The sequence below is a fragment of the Streptosporangium album genome (genome assembly GCF_014203795.1).
GTDB classification, from domain to species: domain Bacteria; phylum Actinomycetota; class Actinomycetes; order Streptosporangiales; family Streptosporangiaceae; genus Streptosporangium; species Streptosporangium album.
This window is the reverse complement of the sequence record NZ_JACHJU010000002.1, coordinates 1,130,524-1,151,529: the sequence shown is the minus strand read 5'-3', so window position 1 is coordinate 1,151,529 and position 21,006 is coordinate 1,130,524. Positions and strand designations below refer to the sequence as shown.

The window sequence follows — 21,006 nt, the reverse complement described above, 5'->3', positions numbered from 1 at the left end:
TGATCCATGGATAAGGGGAAACGCTATCCGGTGCCCCGGTCGCAGTCGTCCTCAAGGCGCTCGATATCGCCCTCGCCGAGCGGGACGGCGGGCCGTACGCGGCCAGCGTCTTCCAGCGGCGGTTCGACTCCGGCGCCCTCGCCACCGTCGTCGACAGCGCCCTGCTGGACGCGCTCGGCGGTCATCGCCAGAAAGCGGCGGCCGTCGGCCTCCAGCCGACCGATCACGATGCCGGTGCGGTCGCCGTGTCCGTACTTGACGGTGTAGGTCTCGATCGTGCCCCATCCATCGGCCTGGACGGCCTGCTCGACGGCGGGCCCGGCACCGATCTCGGCCTGCAGCGCTGCGCTGCCGTCCGAGCGCCACCCGGAGCGCGCGGTACATCGCCCAGCGATCAGAGAGCGCGGAGCGCCCCGGCGAAGGCGTCGACGGTGGCGGCGATGTCCGCCTCGGTGTGCGCGGTGGACAGGAACCACAGGCCACGTGGCACCATGTTGACTCCGCGGTCGAGTAGCTCCGTGTGCAGCCGGGCCATCATCGCCCGGTCGGTCGCGGCGAACCCGCGATAGTCACGCACGGACTCGGCGTCTGTGAAGTAGGTCTGGAACACCGGCCCGGGACCGTCCACGAGCAGCGGCACACCCGCCTTGGCGGCCGCGTCCCTGATGCCCTCCATCAGCGCCGCGCCCCGGGCGAACAGCGTGCCGTAGACCTCGTCCCGCTGCTCGTCGAGGATGCGCAGCGTCGCCTCGGCCGCCGCGATGCCGACGGGCTGGGAGTTGAACGTGCCCGCGTGGGCGACCTTCCCCGTCGAGATGTGGTCCATGACGGACGCCTTGCCGACCAGGGCCGAAACCTGCATGCCGCCGGCCATGGCCTTGCCGAACACCGACAGGTCCGGGGCGATCCCGAGGTACTCCTGCGCGCCGCCGGGCGCGAGCCGGAAGCCGGTGATGATCTCGTCGAAGACGAGCAGGCTGCCGTGCTGGTCGCAGAGCTTCCGTACGGCTTCGAGGTAGCCGGGGTCCGGCAGGATCGCCCCGGTGTTGCAGAGCACCGGCTCGGTGATCACTGCGGCGATCTCGGCACCGTGCCGGTCCATCAGGCGGGTCAGGGCCTCGAGATCGTTCCACGGGCAGAGGATGAGGTCCTCGGCATGGCCCTGCTGCTGCCCCGCCGTACCGGGGACCGCGACGGGCGCGTCGGCCGGGCCGGCCAGCTCCAGGGCGGGGTGCACGCTGTAGAGGACGGGGTCCAGCCAGCCGTGGTAGTGGCCCTCGAACTTGAGGATCTTGGAGCGGCCGGTGAAGCCACGCGCGAGCCGGAGGGCGGCGTGGACCGCCTCGGAGCCGACGGTGTTGAAGCGGACCCGTTCGGCCGAGGGCACCATCGCGCACAGCCGCTCGGCCACCCGCACCTCCGCGGCGTGCTGGGCCGAGTAGACCAGGCCGCGCGCGGCCTGGGCCGAGATGGCCTCGACCACCTCGGGCGGGCAGTGGCCCAGCAGCGCGGGGCCCTGGCCCAGGATGTAGTCGATGTAGGCGTTGCCGTCCACGTCCCAGAGGTGCGCGCCCTGCGCGCGGTCCACGTAGAGCGGGACGCCGGTGGTGCGGCGAGCGTCGCTGGAGACCCCTCCAGCCAGGTACTGCTGCGCGGTGGAGTAGAGGTCGCGGCTGACGTCCAGATTGCGGGTCATGACGACCATCAAAGGACGCACCGCCCACCGCGGACAAGGAAGAGCGCAAGGGAGAGGTCGTCATCGCAAGGATGGGTTCTTGTGAGGCCCAGGCCGAGCTGGTGAGCTGAGGCACAACCCTCAGGAAGGAATGCCGTGTATCTCGGGCGTATCCGGCGGATCCCCGCCGACCAAGTCGAAGTAGTGGCCTGGCGCGAGGGCGGCGAGCTTCTCAGCCTGTCCGGCCTCGACGGGCCCGCCGATCCGGTGGCCCTGCTGAACACGTACGGGCTCGAGCGGCTCACCGAGGAGGTGGACCGGCTCTGGACCACCGCTCCGGCGCTGCTCGAGGAGTCGTCGGTGTTCTTCGAGCCGCCGGTGGCCACCTGCACCAAGATCTGCTGCCTGGCGCTCAACTACCTGGAGCACGCCGAAGAGAGCGGGCTGGAGGTGCCACCCGTGCCGGTGCTGTTCTTCAAGCCGCCGTCGGCGCTGACCGGCCACAACCGCCCCGTCGAGGCCCCGGCGCGTACGAAGCACCTGGAGCACGAGGTCGAGCTGGCCGTCGTCATCGGATCGACGACCCGCGACCTGCCGGCCGAGCGCTGGCAGGAGGCCGTGGCCGGCTACACGGTGATCAACGACATGACGGCCCGCGACCTGCAGCTGGCGAACATCGACCGCAACGTGCCGTGGGACCAGGCCAAGGGGTTCGACACCTTCGCCCCCACAGGGCCGTATCTCGCCACTATGGACGAGGTGCCCGATCCCCAGGCGCTCGAGCTCCGCCTGGAGGTGGACGGCCAGGTGCGGCAGCGGGCGAACACCAAGCAGATGGTGTTCGGGATCCCCCAGCTGATCGCCGACCTGTCGGACGGGATGACACTGGAGCCCGGTGACCTCATCGCGACCGGCACCATCGCCGGGATCGCCCCGCTCCAGGAGGGCGACGTCATGCGGGCCACGGTGGCCGGCGTCGGAACGCTGGTCAACAGGGTTACATTTAGGACCGCCTAAATAGTATTATTCGGCGCATGAACGCGCCCTTCGTGGTCGCCGCGCTGGTCGACATCGATGACTTCGTCGCCTCGCGGCGGTCGCGCGGGCAGCCGTGGGCCCGCCGCCAGCTCGACCGGGCCGAGCGGGCGGTTCAGGCGGTGACGTACGGCCGGCCGGCGGCGAGCTGCCGTTCGATGCCTCCTGACGAGTGGCTCGTGCTTCTGACCGGCGACGACCCCCACGCGCTCATGACCGACGCGGGCGGACTGGCAGAGGAGCTGCGCACCCGCATCGTGCGTGAGACCGAGCTCACCGCGACCGTCAGCCTGGGCACTCCGCGCAACGGGCCGGGCGGGGTCGCGGCGGCCGAACAGGACGCCCGATGGACGAACTCCTACAAGCTCCTGCTCGGCGGGGACCGAGTGATCACCTCGCCCACACCGGACCGGCCGGGCTCGCCGCCTCCGGTGCGGATCGAGCCAGAGCTGGCCCGCCGGATCCAGGCCGGCGACGCCGGCGGCGCGGCCGGGCTGCTCTCCAGCTGGGTGGACCGGTGCCTGCAGGAACGCGACCTGGACCCGAAGACCCTGCACAACTGGCTCATGGGCGAGCTGCTGTTCGTCGTCGACGTGGTCAACGGCTCCCGGCTCACCGGCGGCTCCACGGACTGGCTGGACGCCTGCGCCCGCCTGCCGATCGAGAAGCTGATCACCGTAACCGAGATCCACGAGCGCTCCTATCTGCACATCTGGCTGGAGGAGACCATCAGGCGGCTGGTGCGGAGCGACAGCGCGAAGGACATCCTCACGATGGCCGAGAGCTACCTGACCGCGCACTACACCGATCCCCGGCTCAGGCTCTCCACGGTCGCCGAGGCGATCTCCGCCAGCCCCTTCTACATCTCACACCTGTTCGCGGAGGAGCGCAGGACCACGTTCCTGCGCCACCTCACCGGACTGCGCCTGCGCCACGCGCGGACCCTGCTCAGCACCTCCGCCCTGCCGGTCGACGTGGTCGCCGCCGAGTCGGGCTACTTGAGCGCGAAGGCCCTGCGGAGCGTGTTCCGGCGACACGTCGGCTGCTCACCAACCGAATATCGACGCCAGACATATCGGGCGCGACCATAAATCAGAGACGCTTACATTATCGCGCAATATATTGATTAAGGCCCCCACCGAAATTAGGCTGTTGCACATGGAACTGGCGGTCGACGGTGGACAGAGCGGGCTGCGGCTCGGGCTCGCGTCCGGCGGGCGGGTGCTCCTGACCCGCGAGGAGCCGGGCCTGGCCTACGCGAGCGGATCCACGGTCGACGGCGTCGCGCGGAAGGTGCTGGCGGCCTGGCGGACCCTGGCTCCGGCGGACGCCTCGGTCCCGCCGGCGGCGTCGGACGTCCGGGTCGGCGCGATCTGCCTCGGGCTCACCACGCTGCTGGGCGGGCCCGCCGCCGACCGGGAGCTGGCCGGGCGCCTGTTCGCCGGGATCGGCACCCGGCGCGTCCTGCTCACCAGCGACGTCGTCACCGCGCACGCCGGCGCCTTCACCGGGCGCCCCGGCGTCGTCCTCGCCGCAGGCACCGGTGCGATCGCCCTGGGGGTGGCCCCGGACGGCCGCACCCGGCAGGTGGACGGCTGGGGATACCTGTACGGCGACGCGGGCAGCGGCTTCTGGATCGGCCGGCGCGGCCTCGACGCCGCCTACCGGGGATTCGACGGCCGCGCAACCCCGGGCCCGCTCACCGACCGCGCCCGGCAGGTGTTCGGCGATCTGGGAACCACGCCCCGGCGGCTCTACCTATCCGCCGATGCCGTCGCCCAGGTCGCGGGCTTCGCCGTCCACGTGCTCGACCTGGCCGCCGAGGACGCGACCGCGCGGGCGATCGTCGAGGAGGCCGGCCGCGAGCTCGCGATAAGCGTCGCCGCCGCCGCCCGCTGCCTTCCCGACGATGAGCCGGTGCCCGTCTCCTGGACCGGCCGCCTGCTCCGCGCACCGGCCCTGCGAGCGGCCTTCCAAGCCGAGCTGATGGCCCGCCTGCCCCGGGCACTGCCGGCGGCCCCGGCGGGCGACGGCCTCGCGGGCGCCGCCTTCCTTGCCGCCACCACCGAGCTCGGCCACTACCGGACGCTCATCCGGACGGTGGAGCGATGAGAGTCGGGCATGGGGCGGCCCGCCTGCCCGTCCCTCCCGGCACGCCGATGGGCGGCTACCTCGACCGGCCCGGTGACTCGGCCGGCGAGCTCGACCCGCTGCAGGTGGGCGTGATCACCTGGTTCGACGGGCGGCGGCGCTTCGCGCTGGCGGTCGCGGATGTGATCTGTGTCAACGACGACCTCTGCCGGCAGGCCAGGCAGACGGTCTCAGCGACCTGCGAGCTGTGGCTGGCCGCGACGCACACCCACGCGGGCCCGGAGACCGGATGCGTGCCCGGCGGCGGGCCGACGCCGCAGCCCTGGCGCGACCGGATCGTCGAAGCCACCCGCACCGCCCTCGCGCGCGCGGTCGTCGCCGAACAGCTCGCGGGGGGCTCGGCTCACCAGGGCGGGCTACACGACGTGGGCGCCGCCCGCAGCACGCCGTCGGCCGAGCCCCTGGTGCCGCTGGACGTTCTGGCCGTCCGGGATCCAGCGGGCCGCCTGGCGGGCGTCCTGGTCGTGCTCCCCGTTCACCCCACGGTGCTGCCCCCCGGCAATCTCCTGGTGAGCGCCGACCTCGCCGGCGCGGTGCGCGGGGCCGTGCGGGCACGGCTGGGGCCGGACGTCTGGGTCCTGGTCGCGACCGGTACGGCCGGCGACATCAGCACCCGCCACACCCGCCATGGCCAGGACGCCGCCGAACTCGACCGGCTCGGCGGCCTCGTCGCCGATCGGTGCGCCGAACTCGTCGACACCGCCCCCGCCGCCGAGGCCTGGACCCCCGGCTCCGCGATCGGCTGGGCGTCAAGGCGGTGCTCCCTGGCCCGCGGCTCCTCGGTCGCCGACCCACAAGCCCTCCTCGCCATGCTGCGCGCCGCCCACGAGCAGTCCCTCGCCACCGGCGACGCGATCGCCACGCGCATGGCCCTGAGCCGCCTGGATGGCGCCCGCCTCCTCACCGAAGCGACCCCGGAGCTCGTACCCGGCACCGCCGAGACGGGCACCGCCCACCCACCGGCCGAAAAGCCGCCGAAGCCCGCGCCCATCACCACCGAGGTGAGCGCCGTGCGCCTTGGCAGGCTCGCGCTGGCCGCTCTGCCGGGTGAGCCCTTCGTCGCCACGGGCGAGGCCGTCCGCCGGACGCGGCCGGACCCGACGTTCGTGCTGGGATACGTCAACGGCTATCCAGGCTACCTACCGACAGCCGACGCCTACGCCGGCCAGGAGTACGAGGTGCTGGCCGGCCGGGTCGCGTCCGGCAGCGCCGAGTACCTCGCCACGACCGTCGCAGACCTGCTGCACGACCTCGACACCCCGGAGGACCCATGATCGGCCAGACGGCGTATGCGGAGGTCGCGCGGGCGGCGGTCGACCGGCTGCTCACCAGGGAGCACGAGGCGATCGCGCATGCCGGGGAGACGGTCTTCCGCTCGCTACGAGCAGGCGGGGTGCTCCAGGCGTTCGGCACCGGACACTCCAGGTCGGTCGCCCTGGAGCTGGTGGGCCGGGCCGGCGGGCTGGTCCCCGCCAATCAGCTCGGCATCCGCGACGTCGTCTACTACGGCGACGTCGCCCCCGTGGCCATCCTCGACCCGAAGATCGAGCGCGAGCCCGGGCTGGCGGAGCGGATCTGGGAGCTGGCCGACATCCGGCCAGAGGACGTCTTCGTGATCATCTCGAACTCGGGCGGCAATGCCTCGGTCGTCGAGATGGCCCGCCTCGCCGCCGGCCGCGGGCATGCCGTGATCGCCATCACCTCCCGCGCGCACACGAGCCGGATCACCGGGCGAGAGAGGCTTGCCGACCTGGCCCACGTGGTCATCGACAATGGCGCGCCGTACGGTGACGCGACCGTGGAGCTACCCGGCGGGGACGCCGTCTGCCCGGTCTCCAACCTCACCGGCGTCCTGATCGCCCAGCTCCTGGTCGCCGAGGTGGCCGGCCGGTACGTCGCTGCGAGCGTATCGCCGCCCGTATTCAGGTCGGCCAATACCCCAGGCGGCGACGTCCACAACGACCTGCTCCTGGCCGGGTACGGCCGGCGGGTGCGGCTCGGCGACGCGTGACCGCTAGACGAGTAAGTCCGATGTCTGGGGGCCGGTGAGCGGGCATGAAGAGAGGGCGTCCAAGATCATGTTGTGACGCAAGACCTGAACACCCTCCTGACCGCACTATATGTGAAGATCGACGACGAGATCGGAGGAACCCGGTGGATGGGCAGACCGCCGCTGCTCAGCGACTCCGAACTCATCTGCCTCGCGGTGGCCCAGGCCCTGCTCGGCCACCACTCCGAGGCCCGCCGGCTGCGCTTCGCCCGCACGCACCTGTCCGGCATGTTCCCGTACCTGCCCCAGCAGTCGGGCTACAACAAACGCCTGCGCGCGGCGTTGCCACTGGTCAAGCGGATAATCCGGGAACTGGCCACCGACAGCGACTTCTGGTTCGACAACCACTGGATCACCGATTCCACGCCGGTGCCGTGCGGGATGTCACGTCCGACCGTGCAGCGTTCGAACCTGGCCGGCTGGGCCGGGTACGGCTACTGCGCCTCGCACTCGCGGTTCTTCCGGGGCCTGCGGTTGTACCTGGTCTGTACGCCGGCGGGGATGCCCATCATGTGGGCGCTTGCCAACCCGAAGATCGGCGAGCGCGAGGTGCTGGCCGCGATGCTGGAGGTCGACGCAGGCCTGGTCGCCGCACGCGAGGGCATCGTGCTCATCTCCGACAAGGGTTTCGCCTCCAAGCCGTTCGAAACCGACCTCGCCGAGCAGGGCATCGAACTGCTGCGTCCCTCACGCAAACGCGAGAAGGCCCGCTACGGCGAACCGATGCTCAAGAAGGTCCGCCGGCTCATCGAGTCGGTCGACGACACCCTCAAAGGGCAACTCGACCTGGAACAACACGGCGGACGGACCTTCGAGGGCGTCGCCGTACGCGTCGCCCAGCGCATCCTCGCGATGGCCGCGGCGATCTGGCACAACAACAAGACCGGAGCCCCGGTCACCCGCTCGCTGATCGCCTACGACCACTGATCACATCGGACTTACTCGTCTAGAACTCCTGGCCGCCCAGCCCTGGAGGGCCTGGAAAGGGGCAGAGCTGGCCGCCATCCTCGGCATCGAGAACATCAACAGCTTCCGCGTCCAACTGTCCCAATGGTCCCACCAAGGCTACATCAACAAGATCGGACCAGCCCTCTACGGACCCATGCCCGCGAGCACTTAAGCCTTCGTCAGCAGGCTCTAAGGAACGATCTTGAAGACGGAGCGTCTTCTCGTGGCGTGGCCTGCGACCTCACCGCTCCGCGATCCGCGCCGGCCGACGCCCGGCTGGGACTGACCGGATGAGAGAGGAAAAGGAGCTCAGCCGCCGACTGCTCCTGAACCGCTTTCGCTGGCTGGGATGGGTCTGGGTCTGCTGGGCGGTGCTGCCGCCCGCCGCTCCAGCCGGCGGGCGAACTGCTGATGCACGGCGTCGACGGCCGCCCCGGCCACCTGGCAGAGCACTACTGGTGCTCCTGGCGCTCCTTCGGGTGGAGCACGCTGGACAGGAAGGCCCTGGTCCGCTCGTGACCCGGGTTGGCCAGGAGTTCGCGGGGCCGGCCCCGCTCGACGACCACGCCGTCGGCGAAGAAGGTCAGCCAGTCGCCGACCTCCCTGGCGAAGGCGATCTCGTGGGTCACCACGACCATCGTCATCCCCTCGGCGGCCAGGCCCTTCATGACCTCCAGAACCTCGTCGACCAGCTCCGGGTCCAGGGCGGAGGTGGGCTCGTCGAACAGCATCAGCGCCGGGTTCATCGCCAGTGCCCTGGCGATGGCCACCCGCTGCTGCTGGCCGCCGGAGAGCTGGTGGGGCCGCTTGTGCGCGTGGTCGGCCAGGCCCACCCGCTCCAGGTGCTCCATGGCCAGCACCCGTGCCCGGTCCGCGGGGGTGCCCAGGACGTGGACGGGACCGCAGGCGACGTTCTCCAGCGCGCTGTGGTGGGCGAACAGGTTGAAGCGCTGGAACACCATGCCGATGTTCCGGCGGAAGGCGGCGAACTCCTTGGGCGTCCAGGGGTGGTACCTGTCGCCGCGCAGGGTGTGGCCGACCTCCTGGCCGAGCACCCGCAGGCTGCCGCCGAGCACCGGCTCCAGCCCGTTGATGCACCGCAGGAACGTGGACTTGCCCGAGCCCGACGGGCCGATGACGCAGCTCACCTCGCCGGCGGCGACGGTGAGGTCCACGCCGTTGAGCACCTGCACCTCGCCGTAGCTCATCCGGACGCCCGAGGCTCGCACGACCTGCTTGTCCGGCTGCTTGTCCGGCGCGTTCATGCGGCCGCCTTCGGCAGGATCCTGGCGGCCAGGCCGCCGCCGCGCACCAGCCGTACGGCCTCGGAGCCGAAGCGGCGCTCCAGTCTGCCCTGCAGGAAGGTCGCCACGGCGGTCATGAGCATGTACCAAAGGCTCGCCACGATCAGCAGCTCCATGATCCGGTTGTTCGCCTTGTAGATCTGGCTGGCGTTGGTCATCAGGTCGTGCCCGGCGACCACGTAGACCAGCGAGGTGGTCTTCAGCATGGAGATGAACTCGTTGCCGGTGGGCGGGATGATGATGCGCAGCGCCTGGGGCAGCACGATGACCCGCATCCGCTTGGCCGGGGTCATGCCCAGCGCGTACGCCGCCTCGGTCTGGCCGTTGTCGACGGCCTGGATCCCGGCGCGCACGGTCTCGGCGAAGTAGGCCGCCAGGTTCAGCCCCAGCCCCAGCATGGCCGAGGTGAAGCCGGTCATCACCTGGTTGGTGTCCCACTTGACGCCGATCATGGTGAACGGGATCTTGAGCACCAGCTCGGGGAACAGGAACGCCAAGTTGTACCAGAAGATGAGCTGCACGAGCACCGGCGTGCCACGGAAGAACCAGATGTAGAACGTGGCCAGCCCGCTCAGCACCGGGTTGTGCGCCAGCCGCATGATCGCGACCAGCACGCCCAGGACCAGCCCGAGGGCCGTGGCCAGGACCGAGATCTCGATGGTGACCCAGACCCCGCTCAGGATCCGCTCGTGGAACACGTACTCGGCGACCTTGCCCCAGTCCAGGTTCGGGTTGGCCACGATGAGGTAGGCCAGCTGGGCCGCGACCGCCAGCGCGACCGCCGCGGCCAGCCAGCGGCCCCAGTGCCAGGTCCGCGCGACGGGGATCGACCTGCCCGACGCGTCGGTGATCGGTTCGGTCCGCACGGTCACTTACCGCCGTTGATCACAGCGGACTGGACGGCCAGCTTGTCGAGGTTCCACGCCGCGAGCAGCTTGCCGTACTCCCCGCTCTGGATGAGCGCGTCCAGCGCGCCCCTGACGGACTCGATGAGCTCCTTGTTGGCCGGCTTCATCCCGATGCCCCACGGGCTCTCGGTGCCTTCGAGGGCGATCGCCTCCATGGCGAGCTTGGGATCCGCGGACTTGTAGGCGGCCACCACGTAGTCGGTGACGATGGCCTGCGCGCGACCGTTGCTCACCTGGAGCATGGCCTCCGTGTCGCCGGGGAACTTCAGGATGTTCACCGCGGTCTTGCCGTCCTTCTTGCAGTCGGCGTCGTAGCTCTCGGCCAGCTCCATCGAGGAGCCGTTGTCGACGACGGAGACCGTCTTGCCGCACAGGTCCTTCGGCCCGGTGACGCCGGCCGGGTTGCCGGCCTTGACCAGCATCCCCGAGCCCGCCTGCACGTAGTCGACGAAGGTGACCTGGCCCTGCCGCTCCGGGTTGTCGGTCATCGAGGAGATGACGAAGTCGTAGCGGCCGGTGAGCACGCCGGGGATCTGCGAGTTGAACTCCTCGTCGGTGATGGTCACCTTGACGCCGAGCTTCCTGGCGATGGCCCTGGCCAGGGCGGGGTCGAAACCGATCGGGGTCTTGCCGTCGCTGGCGAACAGCTCCATCGGCGGGTAGCCCATGGAGGAGACGACCTTCAGGCCGCCGGACTTCACGCTCGCCGGCGCCTTGGCGGCGAGGTCCTTGTCGGGGGTGATGGCGTTGATGACGTCGGCCGCCTTCTCATCGGTGGGAGCCGGGTCGAGGACGACGTCCGGCGCCGTGGCCGCCGCGCCGGACGTTCCGCCGTCCAGGGACTGGGCGCCGCAGGCCGTGGTGGCGGCCAGCAGTGCGCCGGCGGCGAGCGTGGTGAGAATCCGGGTGTTCAACGGGGGTGCTCCTTCAGGAGTGCTGCCAGCGGACTTCGCCGCCGACGACAGTGGTCATGACCTTGGTACGCAGCACCGCGTCTGGCGACTCCACGAAGGGGTCGGTGTCCACCGCGATGAAGTCGGCGAGCTTGCCGGGGGCGAGGACACCCTTGCGGTCCTCCTCGCCCGCGGCGTAGGCCGCGCCGAGGGTGTGGGCGGTGAGGGCCTCGCCCATGCTCAGTCGCTGCTCGGGCTGCCAGCCACCGGCGGGCGTGCCGTCGGTGCGGGTACGGGTCACCGCGGCGTACAGCGCGGCGAAGGGGTTGGGGTGCTCGACCGGGGCGTCGGAGCCGAAGGCCAGCGCGACGCCGACGTTCAGCATCCCGCGCCAGGCGTAGGAGGCCAGCTCGTGCCCGGCCAGCAGGGAGTCGACCAGGTCGATGTCGCTGGTGCAGTGCACGGGCTGCATCGAGGCGGCGATGCCCAGCCTGGCCATCCTGGTCAGGTCGCCGGTCCGCAGGTGCTGGGCGTGCTCGATGCGGTGCCGCAGCCCCGCCGTACGGCTGAGGGCCTCGTAGGCGTCGATGACCAGGTGGTTGGCCTGGTCCCCGATGGCGTGCGTGGCCACCGCGATGCCGGCCCCGGCGGCCGTGCCGAACAGCTTGACCAGGTCCTCGTACGGCGTGACCGCGATGCCCACGTTGCCCTGCTCGCCGGCGAAGGACTCGCCCATGTGGCAGGTGTGCGAGCCCAGCGCCCCATCGCTGAAGATCTTCACGGGCCCGGTGCGGAACCAGTCGTCGCCCTGCCCGGTGCGGCGCCCCTCGGCGATGGCCGCCTCCAGGTGGATCATCGGGATCGCCTTGTGCACGCGCAGCTTCAGCTCACCGGCCTCGCGCAGCTCCAGGTAGGCGGCCCGGCAGTCCTCGCCGTCGATGTCGTGCACGCTGGTCAGACCGAGTGCGAGCAGCTCCTCCTGCCCGGCGCGGAGCTGGTCGCGCAGGTCGGCGGAGACCATGAGGTTGCGCAGCGGGTAGGAGGCCGACTCGCGCAGGATGCCGGTGGGCTCCCCGCTCGCGTCCCTGACGATCTCGCCGCCCACCGGGTCGGGGGTGGTGGCGTCGATGCCGGCCAGCCGCAGGGCGGCGGAGTTGGCCCACACCGTGTGGCCGTCGACGCTGGGCAGCGCGACCGGCAGTTCGGGGCAGACCGAGTCCAGCGCGTACCTGTCCGGCTGCGCCGGCGGATCCCAGGTGTTGCTGTTCCACCGGCCGCCGAACAGCCAGGCGCCCGGTCGCAGCCGCGCAGCGTGCGCGGCCACCCTGGTCAGCGCGTCGTCCAGGGAGCGCACGTCGCGCAGGTCCACCGCGTCCAGGCTCTGGGCATACTGCGCGGTGTGGATGTGGGCGTCGTAGAGCCCGGGGAGCACCGCGGCGCCCTCCAGGTCGATCAGCTCCGCTCCCCGGCCCGCGGCCTCGCGTACCTCCGCCTCTCCGCCGACGGCCAGCAGCCGCTCGCCGTCCACGGCCATGGCCCGGGCCAACGGGTTGCCGCTGTCTCCTGTGCGGATGGCGGCGTTGCGGTACACGCGGATGCTCATGTGACTCTCTAGGGCTCGATTGACGGTGGCCATCACTGTAGGAGTGGCGGAAAGAAGACGGAAGCGCTATAAACACGACATTTAGCAAGCCTGAGAGCAAGGAACTCTAATGCTGAAACCGGAACACCTGCGCACTCTCCGTGAAGTCGTTCAGCTGGGGTCCTTCGCCGCCGCCGCCAACCGGCTCGGTTACACCTCATCGGCCGTCTCCCAGCAGATGGCCGCGCTGGAGCGGGAGATCGGCGTGAAACTGTTCGCCCGCGCCGCCCACAGCGTGCTGCCCACCAGCGCCGCCGAGGTGCTGGCCAGGCAGGCGGAGACCGTGCTCATCGACATCGAGCGCATGGTCGCCACCGTCCAGGCCGTACACAGGAACAGCGAGCGGCAGATCCGCCTGGGCATCTTCCCCAGCTTCGTCGACGTGCTGACCGGAGTCCTGCGGCGGATGGAGCCCGAGGAGCGCGCCGGCATCAGGGTCTCCGTCGCCGAGTCCTCCCAGCTCATCCCGCGCCTGGGCGCCGGCGGTGAGATGGACGCGGCGATCATCTACCAGGTGGGGAACTCCGGCCTGTCATGGCCGTCGGCGCTGGGCCGGCGCTGGATCGCCGAGGACCGCTACAAGCTCGTCCTGCCGCGCAGCTGGCCCGACCTGGCCCCCTACCGGGCCGAGCAACTCGTCGACCTGCCGTGGATCATGCACCACCCGGCGACCAGCGACGCCTCCCTCTTCGAAGGCCTGTTCGCCCACTGGGGCCTGCACCCCCGGGTGGCCTGCCACTCCGACGACTTCAAGATCACCATAGCCATGATCGGGGCGGGGATGGGCGCGGCGCTCGTCCCCGACCTCGCGCTGCGCGGCCACGGCCCGGACGTCGTGGTCGTCGACGTGCCGTGGCTGAACATCAGCCGCAGCATCTTCACCCTCGTCCACCCCGACCGCGAGACCGCCCGGCTGCAGTCCTTACTGGACGCGCTGACGGTCTGACCGCTCCTGCGCACTCGACTGGGCACGGCGGATCTGCCAGCATGTGCCGGATTACGGGCGCGGCCGGTGACGGACCCGGCGCGCTGGTCGTCACCGGCCGGCTCCCCTACGGCTGGGGCGGGCGTTAGGAGGTCCTTGACCGTGGAACACGAGGCGGCGATCGCCAGGTCCGCCGAGGCCATACGCCTCCACAGCGGGCACAACATCCTCATCGAGTCCGGTGCCGAGCCGGTCATCGACCGGCTCGCACGCCGCGACCGGCCGGTGCCCGCCACCCCGCCCGAGCTGTGGGCCTGGACGTTCGTGGTCAAGGACATGATCGATGTCGCCGGGCTCCGCACGACCCGGGGGTCCGTCCTGTACGGGAGCGAGGAGGCGCTGACCACCGCGCCGTGCGTCGAACTGCTGGAGCGCGCCGGGGCGCTGCTGGTCGGCAAGGCGAACCAGCACGAGTTCGCCTGGGGCGTCACGAGCGAGAACCCGCACTGGGGCGATGTGCGCAACCCGCGCCACGAGCACCTGGCTCCCGGCGGGTCGAGCGGCGGCACGGCCGCGGCGCTCGCCGCCGGGATCGCCCGGGTCGGCCTCGGCACCGACACCGGTGGCTCGGTGAGGATCCCGGCGGCCTGCTGCGGCGTGGTCGGACTGCGCCCAAGGGCCGGCGTCCTTCCCTCCGAGGGGGTCGCGCCCCTCGCCCCGATGTTCGACGTGGCCGGGCCGATGGCCACCTCGGTCGCCGACTGCGCGCGCGTGTGGCGGGTGCTCTCCGGGGAGGCCGTCGAGCCACCGCGCTCGCTGTCGGGGCTGGTCGTCGGCGTCGCCGACGGATGCGCGCAGGCCGGGGAGTTCGCGGACCTGGGCGCCGAGGTCCGCGAGATCGCCCTGCCGTACGAGATCCTCGCCCCGTACTGGACGATCGTGGGCGCGCAGGCCCGGCGCACCCACGAGGCCACCTACCCGGTGAACGCCGCGAGCTACAGCGCGGGCGTGCGGCGGAAGCTGGAGGACGCCGCCGGGATCGGTCATCGGGAGTACCGCCGGGCCGTGGAGGAACTCCTGGCCGTCCGGGCCGGGTTCTCGGCGGAGATGTCCGGCGTCGACGTCCTGATCACGCCGACGCTCGGTGGCCCCGCGCCGCGGGCCGGCTGCGACGAGGCCGCTGTCCGCGGCGAGGTCGGCCGGATCACCTCCGTCGTGTCCGCCCTCGGCCTGCCCGCACTGGCCATCGGAGACCTGCAGGTGGTGGGACGCGGCGAGGCCGACGTGCTGCGGGCCGGCCTGTGCTGGGAGGCCGGCGGAGGCGCGATCCCCGCGCCGCGCTGAATGTCAGATGCGCGGCGACAGGCTCCACGGGTCCACCGGGACGACGCCCGTGCAGCGGCCGAAGGGGTCGAGGACCCGCCCGTAGAGCTTCGACTGCCTCAGGACGATCTGCCGGTCGGCGATGCTCACGTACGGAAACCGCTCCTCAAGGCGCATCACCAGCGGATGCAGGTCGGAGATCCCGTGCAGGCCGACGGTGAGGAGCATGTTGCGGGCCCCGGCCAGCGCCGCGCACGTCCGCGTCTCCGGCCAGTCGAGCAGCGCCCGGCCCGTCTCCTCCAGCAGGCCGTCCGGCATCCGCAGCCACAGCACCGCCGAGGAGTGCCAGCCCGCGTGCGAGCGCGCCAGGTCGCAGCGGAAGTCGATGTCGCCGGTCGCGACCAGGCGTGACAGCCTGCGCTGCACCGTGCGCTCGGACTTGCCGACGGCTTCCGCGAGCTCGGAGTAGGTGGCGCGGCCGTCGGCGAGCAGGGCCTTGAACAGCAGCCGGTCGATCTCGTCCATCTGTCTGGTGGACTCCGCCGGCCCGGGCCGCCTGGCCAGCACGCCCGCGGATCGCGGCGGCAGCACCCGCAACCGCCAGCGGCACGAGGCCTCGAAGACGCGCGTGGCGACATGGGTGCGCACCTTCGCCACGCCGGGCACCCGCGGCAGATCCGCGAGCAGGTAGTCCGCCAGCGCCGGCATCGACGCGGCGACGGCGATCACGAACAGGTCGTGACCGGCGGCGACGTGCTGCACGGTGATGAGGTGGCCCGCCGCCGCGAGCGTGCCGGCGACCTCGACCGCCGCCCCGGCCTCGCAGTCGATCTCCAGGAAAGCCATGCTCATCGCGTGCATCTGGCGCTGCCCCAGGGCGACGGTGGTCCATGCCTCACCCGTGCTGTTCAGCCGCTGCCAGCGCCGCGCCGCCGTCACCGGATCCGCGCGGGTCGCCGTCCCGACGTCCACCCAGCTCGCTCGCGGGTTGATCTGGAGGGCGTCGATGAGTTCGAGGTCGGTCTCCGACAGCAGCCGCTGAGGCTCAATGCCGGAATCCTGCACCATCACTCCTTCGATGTCACATTGCTGCGTCTGAACACCGGGTTCACCTTATACCTCGATCCTTGTGCGGGTAGCCGCCCCTGGCTCGCCCAGCTCACCGCACGGGAGAGGACGCTTCCCAATGACCCAGCTCCACGATTGCGCCCCGGTGCCGGCCGGGGGACGGGCCGTCGATCCCGGGTCCGGCCCGCACGCGGTCGCGGACCTGGCCGTCGTGGCCACAGGCGGGCGTCCCGTGTCGCCCGGCGCCGGCACGGCGCTGCCCGGCCACGGCATCGCCGGCGGTGCCCGGTGAGCGAGACCCGGCTGGTCGGCGTCCTGGGCGGCATGGGCCCGGCAGCCACCGTCGACTTCTACGGCAAGCTCGTGGAGGAGACGGCGGCCACCTGCGACCAGGGACACGTACCCGTCGTCATCTGGGGCGACCCCCGCGTCCCCGACCGTTCCCTGAGCCTGCTCGGCGGCGGCGAGGACCCGACCCCGTACCTGCGGCGCGGCATCGAGGGGCTGAAGCGGGCGGGGTGCGAGGTGCTCGCCGTGCCCTGCAACACCGCCCACGCCTTCGTCCCGCGGCTGGCGGACGAGGCCGGGCTGGAGCTGGTGAGCATCATCGAGGTCACGGTCGACGCCCTCGCCGCCGACGGCGTCCGCGCGGCCGGCGTGCTGGCCACCTCGGGCACCCTGCACACCGGTCTGTACGCGGAGGCTCTGCGACGGCGCGGCGTGGCGGTGATCGAGCCGGACGAGCCCGGCCAGCGGCAGGTCACGGCGGCCATCGGCGCTGTCAAGAGCGGCGGCGCCCAACCGGCCCACCGGCGGGCGCTGGAGGAACTCTCCCGTTCCCTCGCCGATCGCGGAGCGGAGCGGGTCGTCACCGCGTGCACCGAACTCGTCCTGGCTCTGGACGGCTCGCGCGTCCCCGTCCCGGTTCTCGACCCCGCCCGCCTGCTGGCCCGCCGGGTCGTCGACATGGCGCTCGGCGCTCAGCGCCTCCTGCCGCGCCGTCGAACGGCCAGCCACAACACGACCATCATGGCCAGCGCGCCCACGGCGGCTCCGGTGAGCAGGCCCAAGATGGCGTCGAGGCTGTCGTCGGAGCCGTCGATCTCCGCTCCGGCGGCCCGCAACAGCGGCACCAGGGCCACCGCCGTCAGCACCAGCAGGGCGGAGACGAAGGCGTAGAACTTCGGGCTGAGGAAGACGTTGCGCCGCGGAGTCCGCGGCGGGGCGGTCAGCTCGGCGGCGGGCCCCAGGCTGGCGGCCCTGGGCCGCTTGAAGTACTCAAAGCACACCCACGTGCCGCACGGCTCCCAGCCGTCGGGAGCGAGCAGGTCGAGCACACTCCGGCGGCGGCCGGGCGTGACCAGCTCTCTTCTGTACTCCCACTGCTGGGGGTGCTCGGGGTCGCGGGCGCTGACGAACAGGCCCTTCGCGTCGACCCTGTCGACCTCCCAGCCCTGCGCGCCGTACTCGTTGAGCATCTTGACGTCGTGGAACAGGTCGGCGGTCCAGCGCCAGGCGCGGACGTCCACGGCGGGCTCGGCGGACGGGGCCGCGGCGAGGGTGGCCCACAGCCGTTTCTCGGCCCGCTCGCGGGTGCCGGAGACCAGCCGTTCCAGCACGGTCACCCCGGGCAGCACCACCTTCTTGTCCACCAGCCGCTTCGTGACGAGGTCGAACAGCAGGGTGGGGCGTTCGTTGCCGATCCAGGCCCGCTGATACAGCCAGCGAGCGAGCGCGAACCACTGGTCGAACTCGAACTTCGTGTACCCGTAGCCCTCGCGGATCTGCTCCTGGTGGTCCCAGCGGGCCTCGCTGGTGCCGTACCCGGCGAAGTCATCGGGCTCCAGGCCGAGCTGCTCGGCGACGTAACCGAACACCACGGCGGGGACCTTCTCAGGATTTTCCAGGAAGGTGCCCAGGTAGCGGATGGTGCCGAGCTGGACGGCCCAGCCGATCCGGTTCCGCGCGCCGCGGGCGGCCATCGCCCTGCGGCGTGCGGTCTGGTCCAGCAGGAAGGACCCGGCGAGCTGTCCCTCGTCCGGGTCCTCGGTGAAGTGGCCGAAGCGCCTGCGCTGTTCCTCGCTCAGAAAGCTGGTGGGCACCGCCCGCTCCTTGATCTGTCGGCGTGATTCGCGCGAGACGGTGCCAGGCAAACTGCCGGAGTGTGAGGTGATCCCCTATTCCAGCCCAGAGCATTACCCCATGTGATAGATGGGGTAGCCCGGACGGGAGGGGTGCGCGGGGTCTTCCGGGCGGCCGCCCGGCGGAGCCGACGCACCGCGCTCGCAGCACGGTGATGTCGAGGGCGGTCGCGGCCCGACCTACGCCGCGCAGAACTCGTTGCCTTCCGGGTCCTGCATGATCCACCAGTGCCCGGCAGGTCCCTTGTCGACCTCGCGGACGCGGGTTGCCCCCAGCTCTTCCAGTCGGGCCACCAGCTTGCCGAGGCCGCCGGGCTCGCTGTGGACGTCGAGGTGCAGACGGTTCTTGCCCACCTTGCCCTCGGGCACGTCCTGGAAGAGCAGCCGCCGGCCGCGGCCGACGCCGCTGGTCTGATCGAACGGGTCCTCGGGGTGGCGGATCGCGGCGTAGCCGCGGAAGGTTTTGCGGCCGCCATGTTCGACGACCGCCTCCTCGCCGATGTGGCCGACGGCCAGTAGCTGCTCGATGAGAGCGCTGGGGTCTTCCACCTCGTACTCCAGGGCCGCAGCCCAGAAGTCCGCGAGAACGGACGCGTTCGTGCTGTCGATGACCAACTTCCAACTCAATGCCATGTAACCAGTTATATTGGTTACATGGACTTCTCCGCAACCAAGGGGCTGACGCTGCACTCCCATACCGGTGTCGCCTACCGGTTCGACCCCGGCGCGCTGTGCCTGGAACTGCTGACCACCGGCGGCCCCGGCCCCTACCGCCGGTACGAGGTCTTGCATGAGCCCGCCGACCTGGCCGCCTGGGCGGACCGGTCGCGGCTGACGCCGACGCCCGTGCTGGAGATCTCCGAAGCCGAGGTGGCGGACGCGCGAAGGCTGCGCGACGCACTGTTTCGGGTGGTCATCGCCCACATACGCGGCGAGCCGCACCCGCCCGGTGACCTGGAGACCATCAACGAGGCAGCCGCCTGTCCAGACCTGACACCCGCCATCGCGCCGACCGGGAAGCGGCAGTGGGCCGGAACCTCCTGCGGCACCCACCTGGTGGCCACCGTCGCACGGGACGCCGTCGAGTTGCTGACCGGCCCCTTCGTGCACCGCATCCGCACCTGCGCCGCCGTGGACTGCCACCTCGTCTACGTCGACACCTCACGCCCCGGCCGCCGCCGCTGGTGCTCCATGGAGCACTGCGGCAACCGCCACAAGGTAAGGGCGCTGCGCGCCCGCCACTCCGAGGAAGGATGACCCCGATGCCCACTGGACTCACCAAAGACGCCGGCTGGCAGATCGGCGTGTCCCGCACGCTGCCCCACCCCGCGCCCATCGTCTGGGACTTCATCAGCAGCTCCGAAGGGCTCGCCCTCTGGCTCGGCCCCGGCGCGGTCCTCACCCCGGAACGCGGCGCCCCCTACCGGACGGCCGCAGGAGTGACGGGCGAGGTGCGCGGATACCGCCCGGCAGACCGCATCCGCGTCACCCACGGCACCACCACGGTCCAGGTCGCCCTCGCCCCCACCGCCGACGGGGCTCGGACGATGCTCCGCTTCCACCAAGAGCACCTGGCGAGCGCTGAAGAGCGCGAACAGCAGCGGGCGCACTGGCAGCGCATCCTGGACCAGGCCGCTGCCGTCCTCGACCGGCAGTGACGGCAGTGCGCGACACCTGACCGGAGGTCGGCGCCTCAAGCGCCCCCGAGACGCCGAACTCTCTCACAAACGGTCCTTTGCCCGAGCAAGATCAAAAAGAGCCGCACGGAGATCGCGAAGTACCGGATCGGTTCGCAGAACTCGTTCTCACTCAAAGATGGGTTCGGGATACTTCTGAGAAATGTCTGTGACAGCATCCGTGGGCATGACGGTCCCTCACGAGGCTTCCCCGAGCGACGCCGACGACGTCGAGCGGCACCCCTGCCCGCGCTGCAAGGCCGACCCCGGCTCGCCGTGCCGCTCGCGCTCCGGCGCGGTCGCCGGCACCTACCACACCGGCCGCTTCACCAAGGTGCCCCGGCTCGCCAAGCTTCTGCGCGTGCCGACCCCCGCCGACCGCGGGCCCGGCCAGCCGTGGCGCCCCGGCACCCCCGTCCCGCTCGCCCTCGCACCGGACACGCCGACCGCCGACATCCGCATCGGGTACGCGAGGTGCTCGACGCTCACCCAGGAACTCCAGTCGCAGCTGGACGCCCTCGCCAAGCACGGCATCCCGCGCGACAAAGTGTTCTCCGAGAAGATCAGCACCCGCGTGCGCGTCCGGCCCCAGTTCGAAGCCGCGCTCGCGCTGGCCCGCCAGATCAAGGCCCATGCCCCGCACTGCCGGGTCATCTTCACCGTCTACGAGATGAAGCGACTCGGCCGCGACGCCGCCGAACTCACCGCGCTCGCCGACCACCTCACCGCCCACGGCCTGGTCCTGGAGATGCTCGCCGATCCCCTGCCCGGGATGTACGACCCCAGCGGGCCCGGCCGCCTGCTGTTCGCGTTCTTCGCCGCGATGGCGGAGACCGAGCGGGAGAACATCCGCGAATCGACCCTCGAAGGACTCGACGCGGCGGCCCGCAAGGGCAAGCACGGCGGCCGACCGCCCGTCATCACCGAGGACATGCTGCACACCGTGCTCCGTCGCCGCGCGAACGGCGAGTCGGTTGAGCAGATCCAGCCCGACCTGATCATCCCCACCGGCAAACGCAAGGGCCAAGCCCCCAGCGTCGCCAGCATCTACCGCGTGCTCGCCGAGCACGAGAAGAAGGAGGCATACCCCGAGGCCGTCGCCCAGGCGCACGCCGACTTCGCCGCCCTCAAGGGCAGCGCGCGGCCCGGGCCCCGACCCGCGGCCTCCGACCCGGCGATGCGATGACCAAGCATCTGGCCACACCGTCAAGAATTTTGACAGCTACGCCGGTTTTCTGTTCCGTTCCCACGAGCGACCGCTATTTCA

21 protein-coding genes and 2 pseudogenes are annotated in these 21,006 nt (G+C 71.2%); 14 read left to right on the top strand and 9 right to left on the bottom strand.

Annotated features, from left to right (window positions below):
• Positions 1–23 precede the first annotated feature (23 nt).
• Positions 24–476, bottom strand: a complete 453-nt coding sequence (locus FHR32_RS29185) for a TLP1 C-terminal extension domain-containing protein (protein WP_184757691.1) — start codon at positions 474–476, stop codon at positions 24–26.
• The gene (locus FHR32_RS29180) at positions 395–1,696 is read right to left on the bottom strand and encodes an aspartate aminotransferase family protein (RefSeq protein ID WP_184757690.1); all 1,302 of its coding nucleotides are present in this window, start codon (positions 1,694–1,696) and stop codon (positions 395–397) included. The genes FHR32_RS29185 and FHR32_RS29180 overlap by 82 nt, the downstream gene beginning before the upstream one ends.
• 135 nt (positions 1,697–1,831) lie before the next feature.
• Between FHR32_RS29180 and FHR32_RS29175 the strand changes: the two genes are divergently transcribed.
• The 7 genes and pseudogenes from FHR32_RS29175 to FHR32_RS47375 form a co-directional block, all read left to right on the top strand.
• The gene (locus FHR32_RS29175; RefSeq protein ID WP_312882749.1) at positions 1,832–2,692 is read left to right on the top strand and encodes a fumarylacetoacetate hydrolase family protein; all 861 of its coding nucleotides are present in this window, start codon (positions 1,832–1,834) and stop codon (positions 2,690–2,692) included.
• A gap of 17 nt (positions 2,693–2,709) precedes the next feature.
• Positions 2,710–3,801, top strand: coding sequence for a helix-turn-helix domain-containing protein (locus FHR32_RS29170; protein ID WP_184757689.1), 1,092 nt, complete (start codon positions 2,710–2,712; stop codon positions 3,799–3,801).
• A 67-nt stretch (positions 3,802–3,868) separates the two neighbouring features.
• The gene (locus FHR32_RS29165) at positions 3,869–4,822 is read left to right on the top strand and encodes a BadF/BadG/BcrA/BcrD ATPase family protein (protein ID WP_184757688.1); all 954 of its coding nucleotides are present in this window, start codon (positions 3,869–3,871) and stop codon (positions 4,820–4,822) included.
• On the top strand, positions 4,819–6,135 hold the full coding sequence (locus FHR32_RS29160) for a hypothetical protein (RefSeq protein ID WP_184757687.1): 1,317 nt from the start codon (positions 4,819–4,821) through the stop codon (positions 6,133–6,135). The genes FHR32_RS29165 and FHR32_RS29160 overlap by 4 nt, the downstream gene beginning before the upstream one ends.
• Positions 6,132–6,872, top strand: a complete 741-nt coding sequence (locus tag FHR32_RS29155; protein WP_184757686.1) for an SIS domain-containing protein — start codon at positions 6,132–6,134, stop codon at positions 6,870–6,872. The genes FHR32_RS29160 and FHR32_RS29155 overlap by 4 nt, the downstream gene beginning before the upstream one ends.
• A 72-nt stretch (positions 6,873–6,944) precedes the next feature.
• Positions 6,945–7,838 (top strand): IS982 family transposase, encoded by an 894-nt coding sequence (locus FHR32_RS29150; RefSeq protein WP_184757685.1) that lies wholly within the window; start codon positions 6,945–6,947, stop codon positions 7,836–7,838.
• A 346-nt stretch (positions 7,839–8,184) separates the two neighbouring features.
• Positions 8,185–8,271 (top strand): annotated as a pseudogene (locus tag FHR32_RS47375) (PEP-CTERM sorting domain-containing protein); the annotation flags it as partial.
• A gap of 40 nt (positions 8,272–8,311) precedes the next feature.
• Here the strand turns inward: FHR32_RS47375 and FHR32_RS29140 are convergent.
• From FHR32_RS29140 to FHR32_RS29125, 4 genes are read right to left on the bottom strand one after another with little or no spacing between them, the layout of a single operon-like run.
• Positions 8,312–9,124, bottom strand: a complete 813-nt coding sequence (locus tag FHR32_RS29140) for an amino acid ABC transporter ATP-binding protein (protein WP_184757684.1) — start codon at positions 9,122–9,124, stop codon at positions 8,312–8,314.
• Positions 9,121–10,035, bottom strand: coding sequence for an amino acid ABC transporter permease (locus tag FHR32_RS29135; RefSeq protein ID WP_184757683.1), 915 nt, complete (start codon positions 10,033–10,035; stop codon positions 9,121–9,123). Before FHR32_RS29135 ends, FHR32_RS29140 begins: the two co-directional genes overlap by 4 nt.
• On the bottom strand, positions 10,032–10,985 hold the full coding sequence (locus tag FHR32_RS29130) for an ABC transporter substrate-binding protein (RefSeq protein WP_184757682.1): 954 nt from the start codon (positions 10,983–10,985) through the stop codon (positions 10,032–10,034). Before FHR32_RS29130 ends, FHR32_RS29135 begins: the two co-directional genes overlap by 4 nt.
• A gap of 13 nt (positions 10,986–10,998) precedes the next feature.
• Positions 10,999–12,567, bottom strand: a complete 1,569-nt coding sequence (locus tag FHR32_RS29125; protein ID WP_184757681.1) for an amidohydrolase — start codon at positions 12,565–12,567, stop codon at positions 10,999–11,001.
• A gap of 109 nt (positions 12,568–12,676) precedes the next feature.
• On the opposite strand from FHR32_RS29125, the gene FHR32_RS29120 reads away from it, so the two are divergent.
• Complete coding sequence (locus tag FHR32_RS29120) at positions 12,677–13,552, top strand: LysR family transcriptional regulator (RefSeq protein ID WP_184757680.1); 876 nt, start codon at positions 12,677–12,679, stop codon at positions 13,550–13,552.
• A 141-nt stretch (positions 13,553–13,693) separates the two neighbouring features.
• Positions 13,694–14,875, top strand: a complete 1,182-nt coding sequence (locus FHR32_RS29115; protein ID WP_312882763.1) for an amidase — start codon at positions 13,694–13,696, stop codon at positions 14,873–14,875.
• A 3-nt stretch (positions 14,876–14,878) separates the two neighbouring features.
• On the opposite strand, the gene FHR32_RS29110 is transcribed toward FHR32_RS29115, so the two are convergent.
• Entirely contained in the window at positions 14,879–15,922 is a 1,044-nt protein-coding gene (locus FHR32_RS29110) for an Lrp/AsnC family transcriptional regulator (RefSeq protein WP_184757678.1), read from the bottom strand.
• A 118-nt stretch (positions 15,923–16,040) separates the two neighbouring features.
• Here FHR32_RS29110 and FHR32_RS29105 point away from each other — a divergent pair, with 118 nt between their 5' ends.
• Positions 16,041–16,214: a hypothetical protein gene (locus FHR32_RS29105; protein WP_184757677.1), complete on the top strand. Its 174-nt coding sequence runs from the start codon at positions 16,041–16,043 to the stop codon at positions 16,212–16,214.
• Positions 16,211–16,879 (top strand): annotated as a pseudogene (gene cuyB, locus FHR32_RS44850) (cysteate racemase); the annotation flags it as partial. The gene FHR32_RS29105 and the pseudogene cuyB, both read left to right, overlap by 4 nt.
• 23 nt (positions 16,880–16,902) lie before the next feature.
• Here cuyB and FHR32_RS43165 read toward each other — a convergent pair.
• Positions 16,903–18,024, bottom strand: coding sequence for a DUF4158 domain-containing protein (locus FHR32_RS43165; RefSeq protein ID WP_221466256.1), 1,122 nt, complete (start codon positions 18,022–18,024; stop codon positions 16,903–16,905).
• A gap of 219 nt (positions 18,025–18,243) precedes the next feature.
• Positions 18,244–18,696: a VOC family protein gene (locus FHR32_RS29095; protein WP_184757676.1), complete on the bottom strand. Its 453-nt coding sequence runs from the start codon at positions 18,694–18,696 to the stop codon at positions 18,244–18,246.
• Positions 18,697–18,717: 21 nt separating this feature from the next.
• Between FHR32_RS29095 and FHR32_RS29090 the strand changes: the two genes are divergently transcribed.
• From FHR32_RS29090 to FHR32_RS29080, 3 genes are all read left to right on the top strand, one after another.
• On the top strand, positions 18,718–19,320 hold the full coding sequence (locus FHR32_RS29090) for a CGNR zinc finger domain-containing protein (RefSeq protein WP_184757675.1): 603 nt from the start codon (positions 18,718–18,720) through the stop codon (positions 19,318–19,320).
• A 5-nt stretch (positions 19,321–19,325) separates the two neighbouring features.
• Positions 19,326–19,721, top strand: coding sequence for an SRPBCC family protein (locus tag FHR32_RS29085; protein ID WP_184757674.1), 396 nt, complete (start codon positions 19,326–19,328; stop codon positions 19,719–19,721).
• Positions 19,722–19,926: 205 nt separating this feature from the next.
• Positions 19,927–20,925 (top strand): recombinase family protein, encoded by a 999-nt coding sequence (locus FHR32_RS29080; protein WP_184757673.1) that lies wholly within the window; start codon positions 19,927–19,929, stop codon positions 20,923–20,925.
• Positions 20,926–21,006 lie beyond the last annotated feature (81 nt).

Coding starts and splice junctions, on each gene's coding strand:
- FHR32_RS29080 (WP_184757673.1), top strand. CDS start 19,927: ATGACGGTCCCTCACGAGGCTTCCCCGAGCGACGCCGACGACGTCGAG.
- FHR32_RS29095 (WP_184757676.1), bottom strand. CDS start 18,696: ATGGCATTGAGTTGGAAGTTGGTCATCGACAGCACGAACGCGTCCGTT.
- FHR32_RS29125 (WP_184757681.1), bottom strand. CDS start 12,567: ATGAGCATCCGCGTGTACCGCAACGCCGCCATCCGCACAGGAGACAGC.
- FHR32_RS29085 (WP_184757674.1), top strand. CDS start 19,326: ATGCCCACTGGACTCACCAAAGACGCCGGCTGGCAGATCGGCGTGTCC.
- FHR32_RS29155 (WP_184757686.1), top strand. CDS start 6,132: ATGATCGGCCAGACGGCGTATGCGGAGGTCGCGCGGGCGGCGGTCGAC.
- FHR32_RS29140 (WP_184757684.1), bottom strand. CDS start 9,124: ATGAACGCGCCGGACAAGCAGCCGGACAAGCAGGTCGTGCGAGCCTCG.
- FHR32_RS29165 (WP_184757688.1), top strand. CDS start 3,869: ATGGAACTGGCGGTCGACGGTGGACAGAGCGGGCTGCGGCTCGGGCTC.
- FHR32_RS29110 (WP_184757678.1), bottom strand. CDS start 15,922: ATGGTGCAGGATTCCGGCATTGAGCCTCAGCGGCTGCTGTCGGAGACC.
- FHR32_RS29090 (WP_184757675.1), top strand. CDS start 18,718: ATGGACTTCTCCGCAACCAAGGGGCTGACGCTGCACTCCCATACCGGT.
- FHR32_RS29160 (WP_184757687.1), top strand. CDS start 4,819: ATGAGAGTCGGGCATGGGGCGGCCCGCCTGCCCGTCCCTCCCGGCACG.
- FHR32_RS29170 (WP_184757689.1), top strand. CDS start 2,710: ATGAACGCGCCCTTCGTGGTCGCCGCGCTGGTCGACATCGATGACTTC.
- FHR32_RS29180 (WP_184757690.1), bottom strand. CDS start 1,696: ATGACCCGCAATCTGGACGTCAGCCGCGACCTCTACTCCACCGCGCAG.
- FHR32_RS29105 (WP_184757677.1), top strand. CDS start 16,041: ATGACCCAGCTCCACGATTGCGCCCCGGTGCCGGCCGGGGGACGGGCC.
- FHR32_RS29120 (WP_184757680.1), top strand. CDS start 12,677: ATGCTGAAACCGGAACACCTGCGCACTCTCCGTGAAGTCGTTCAGCTG.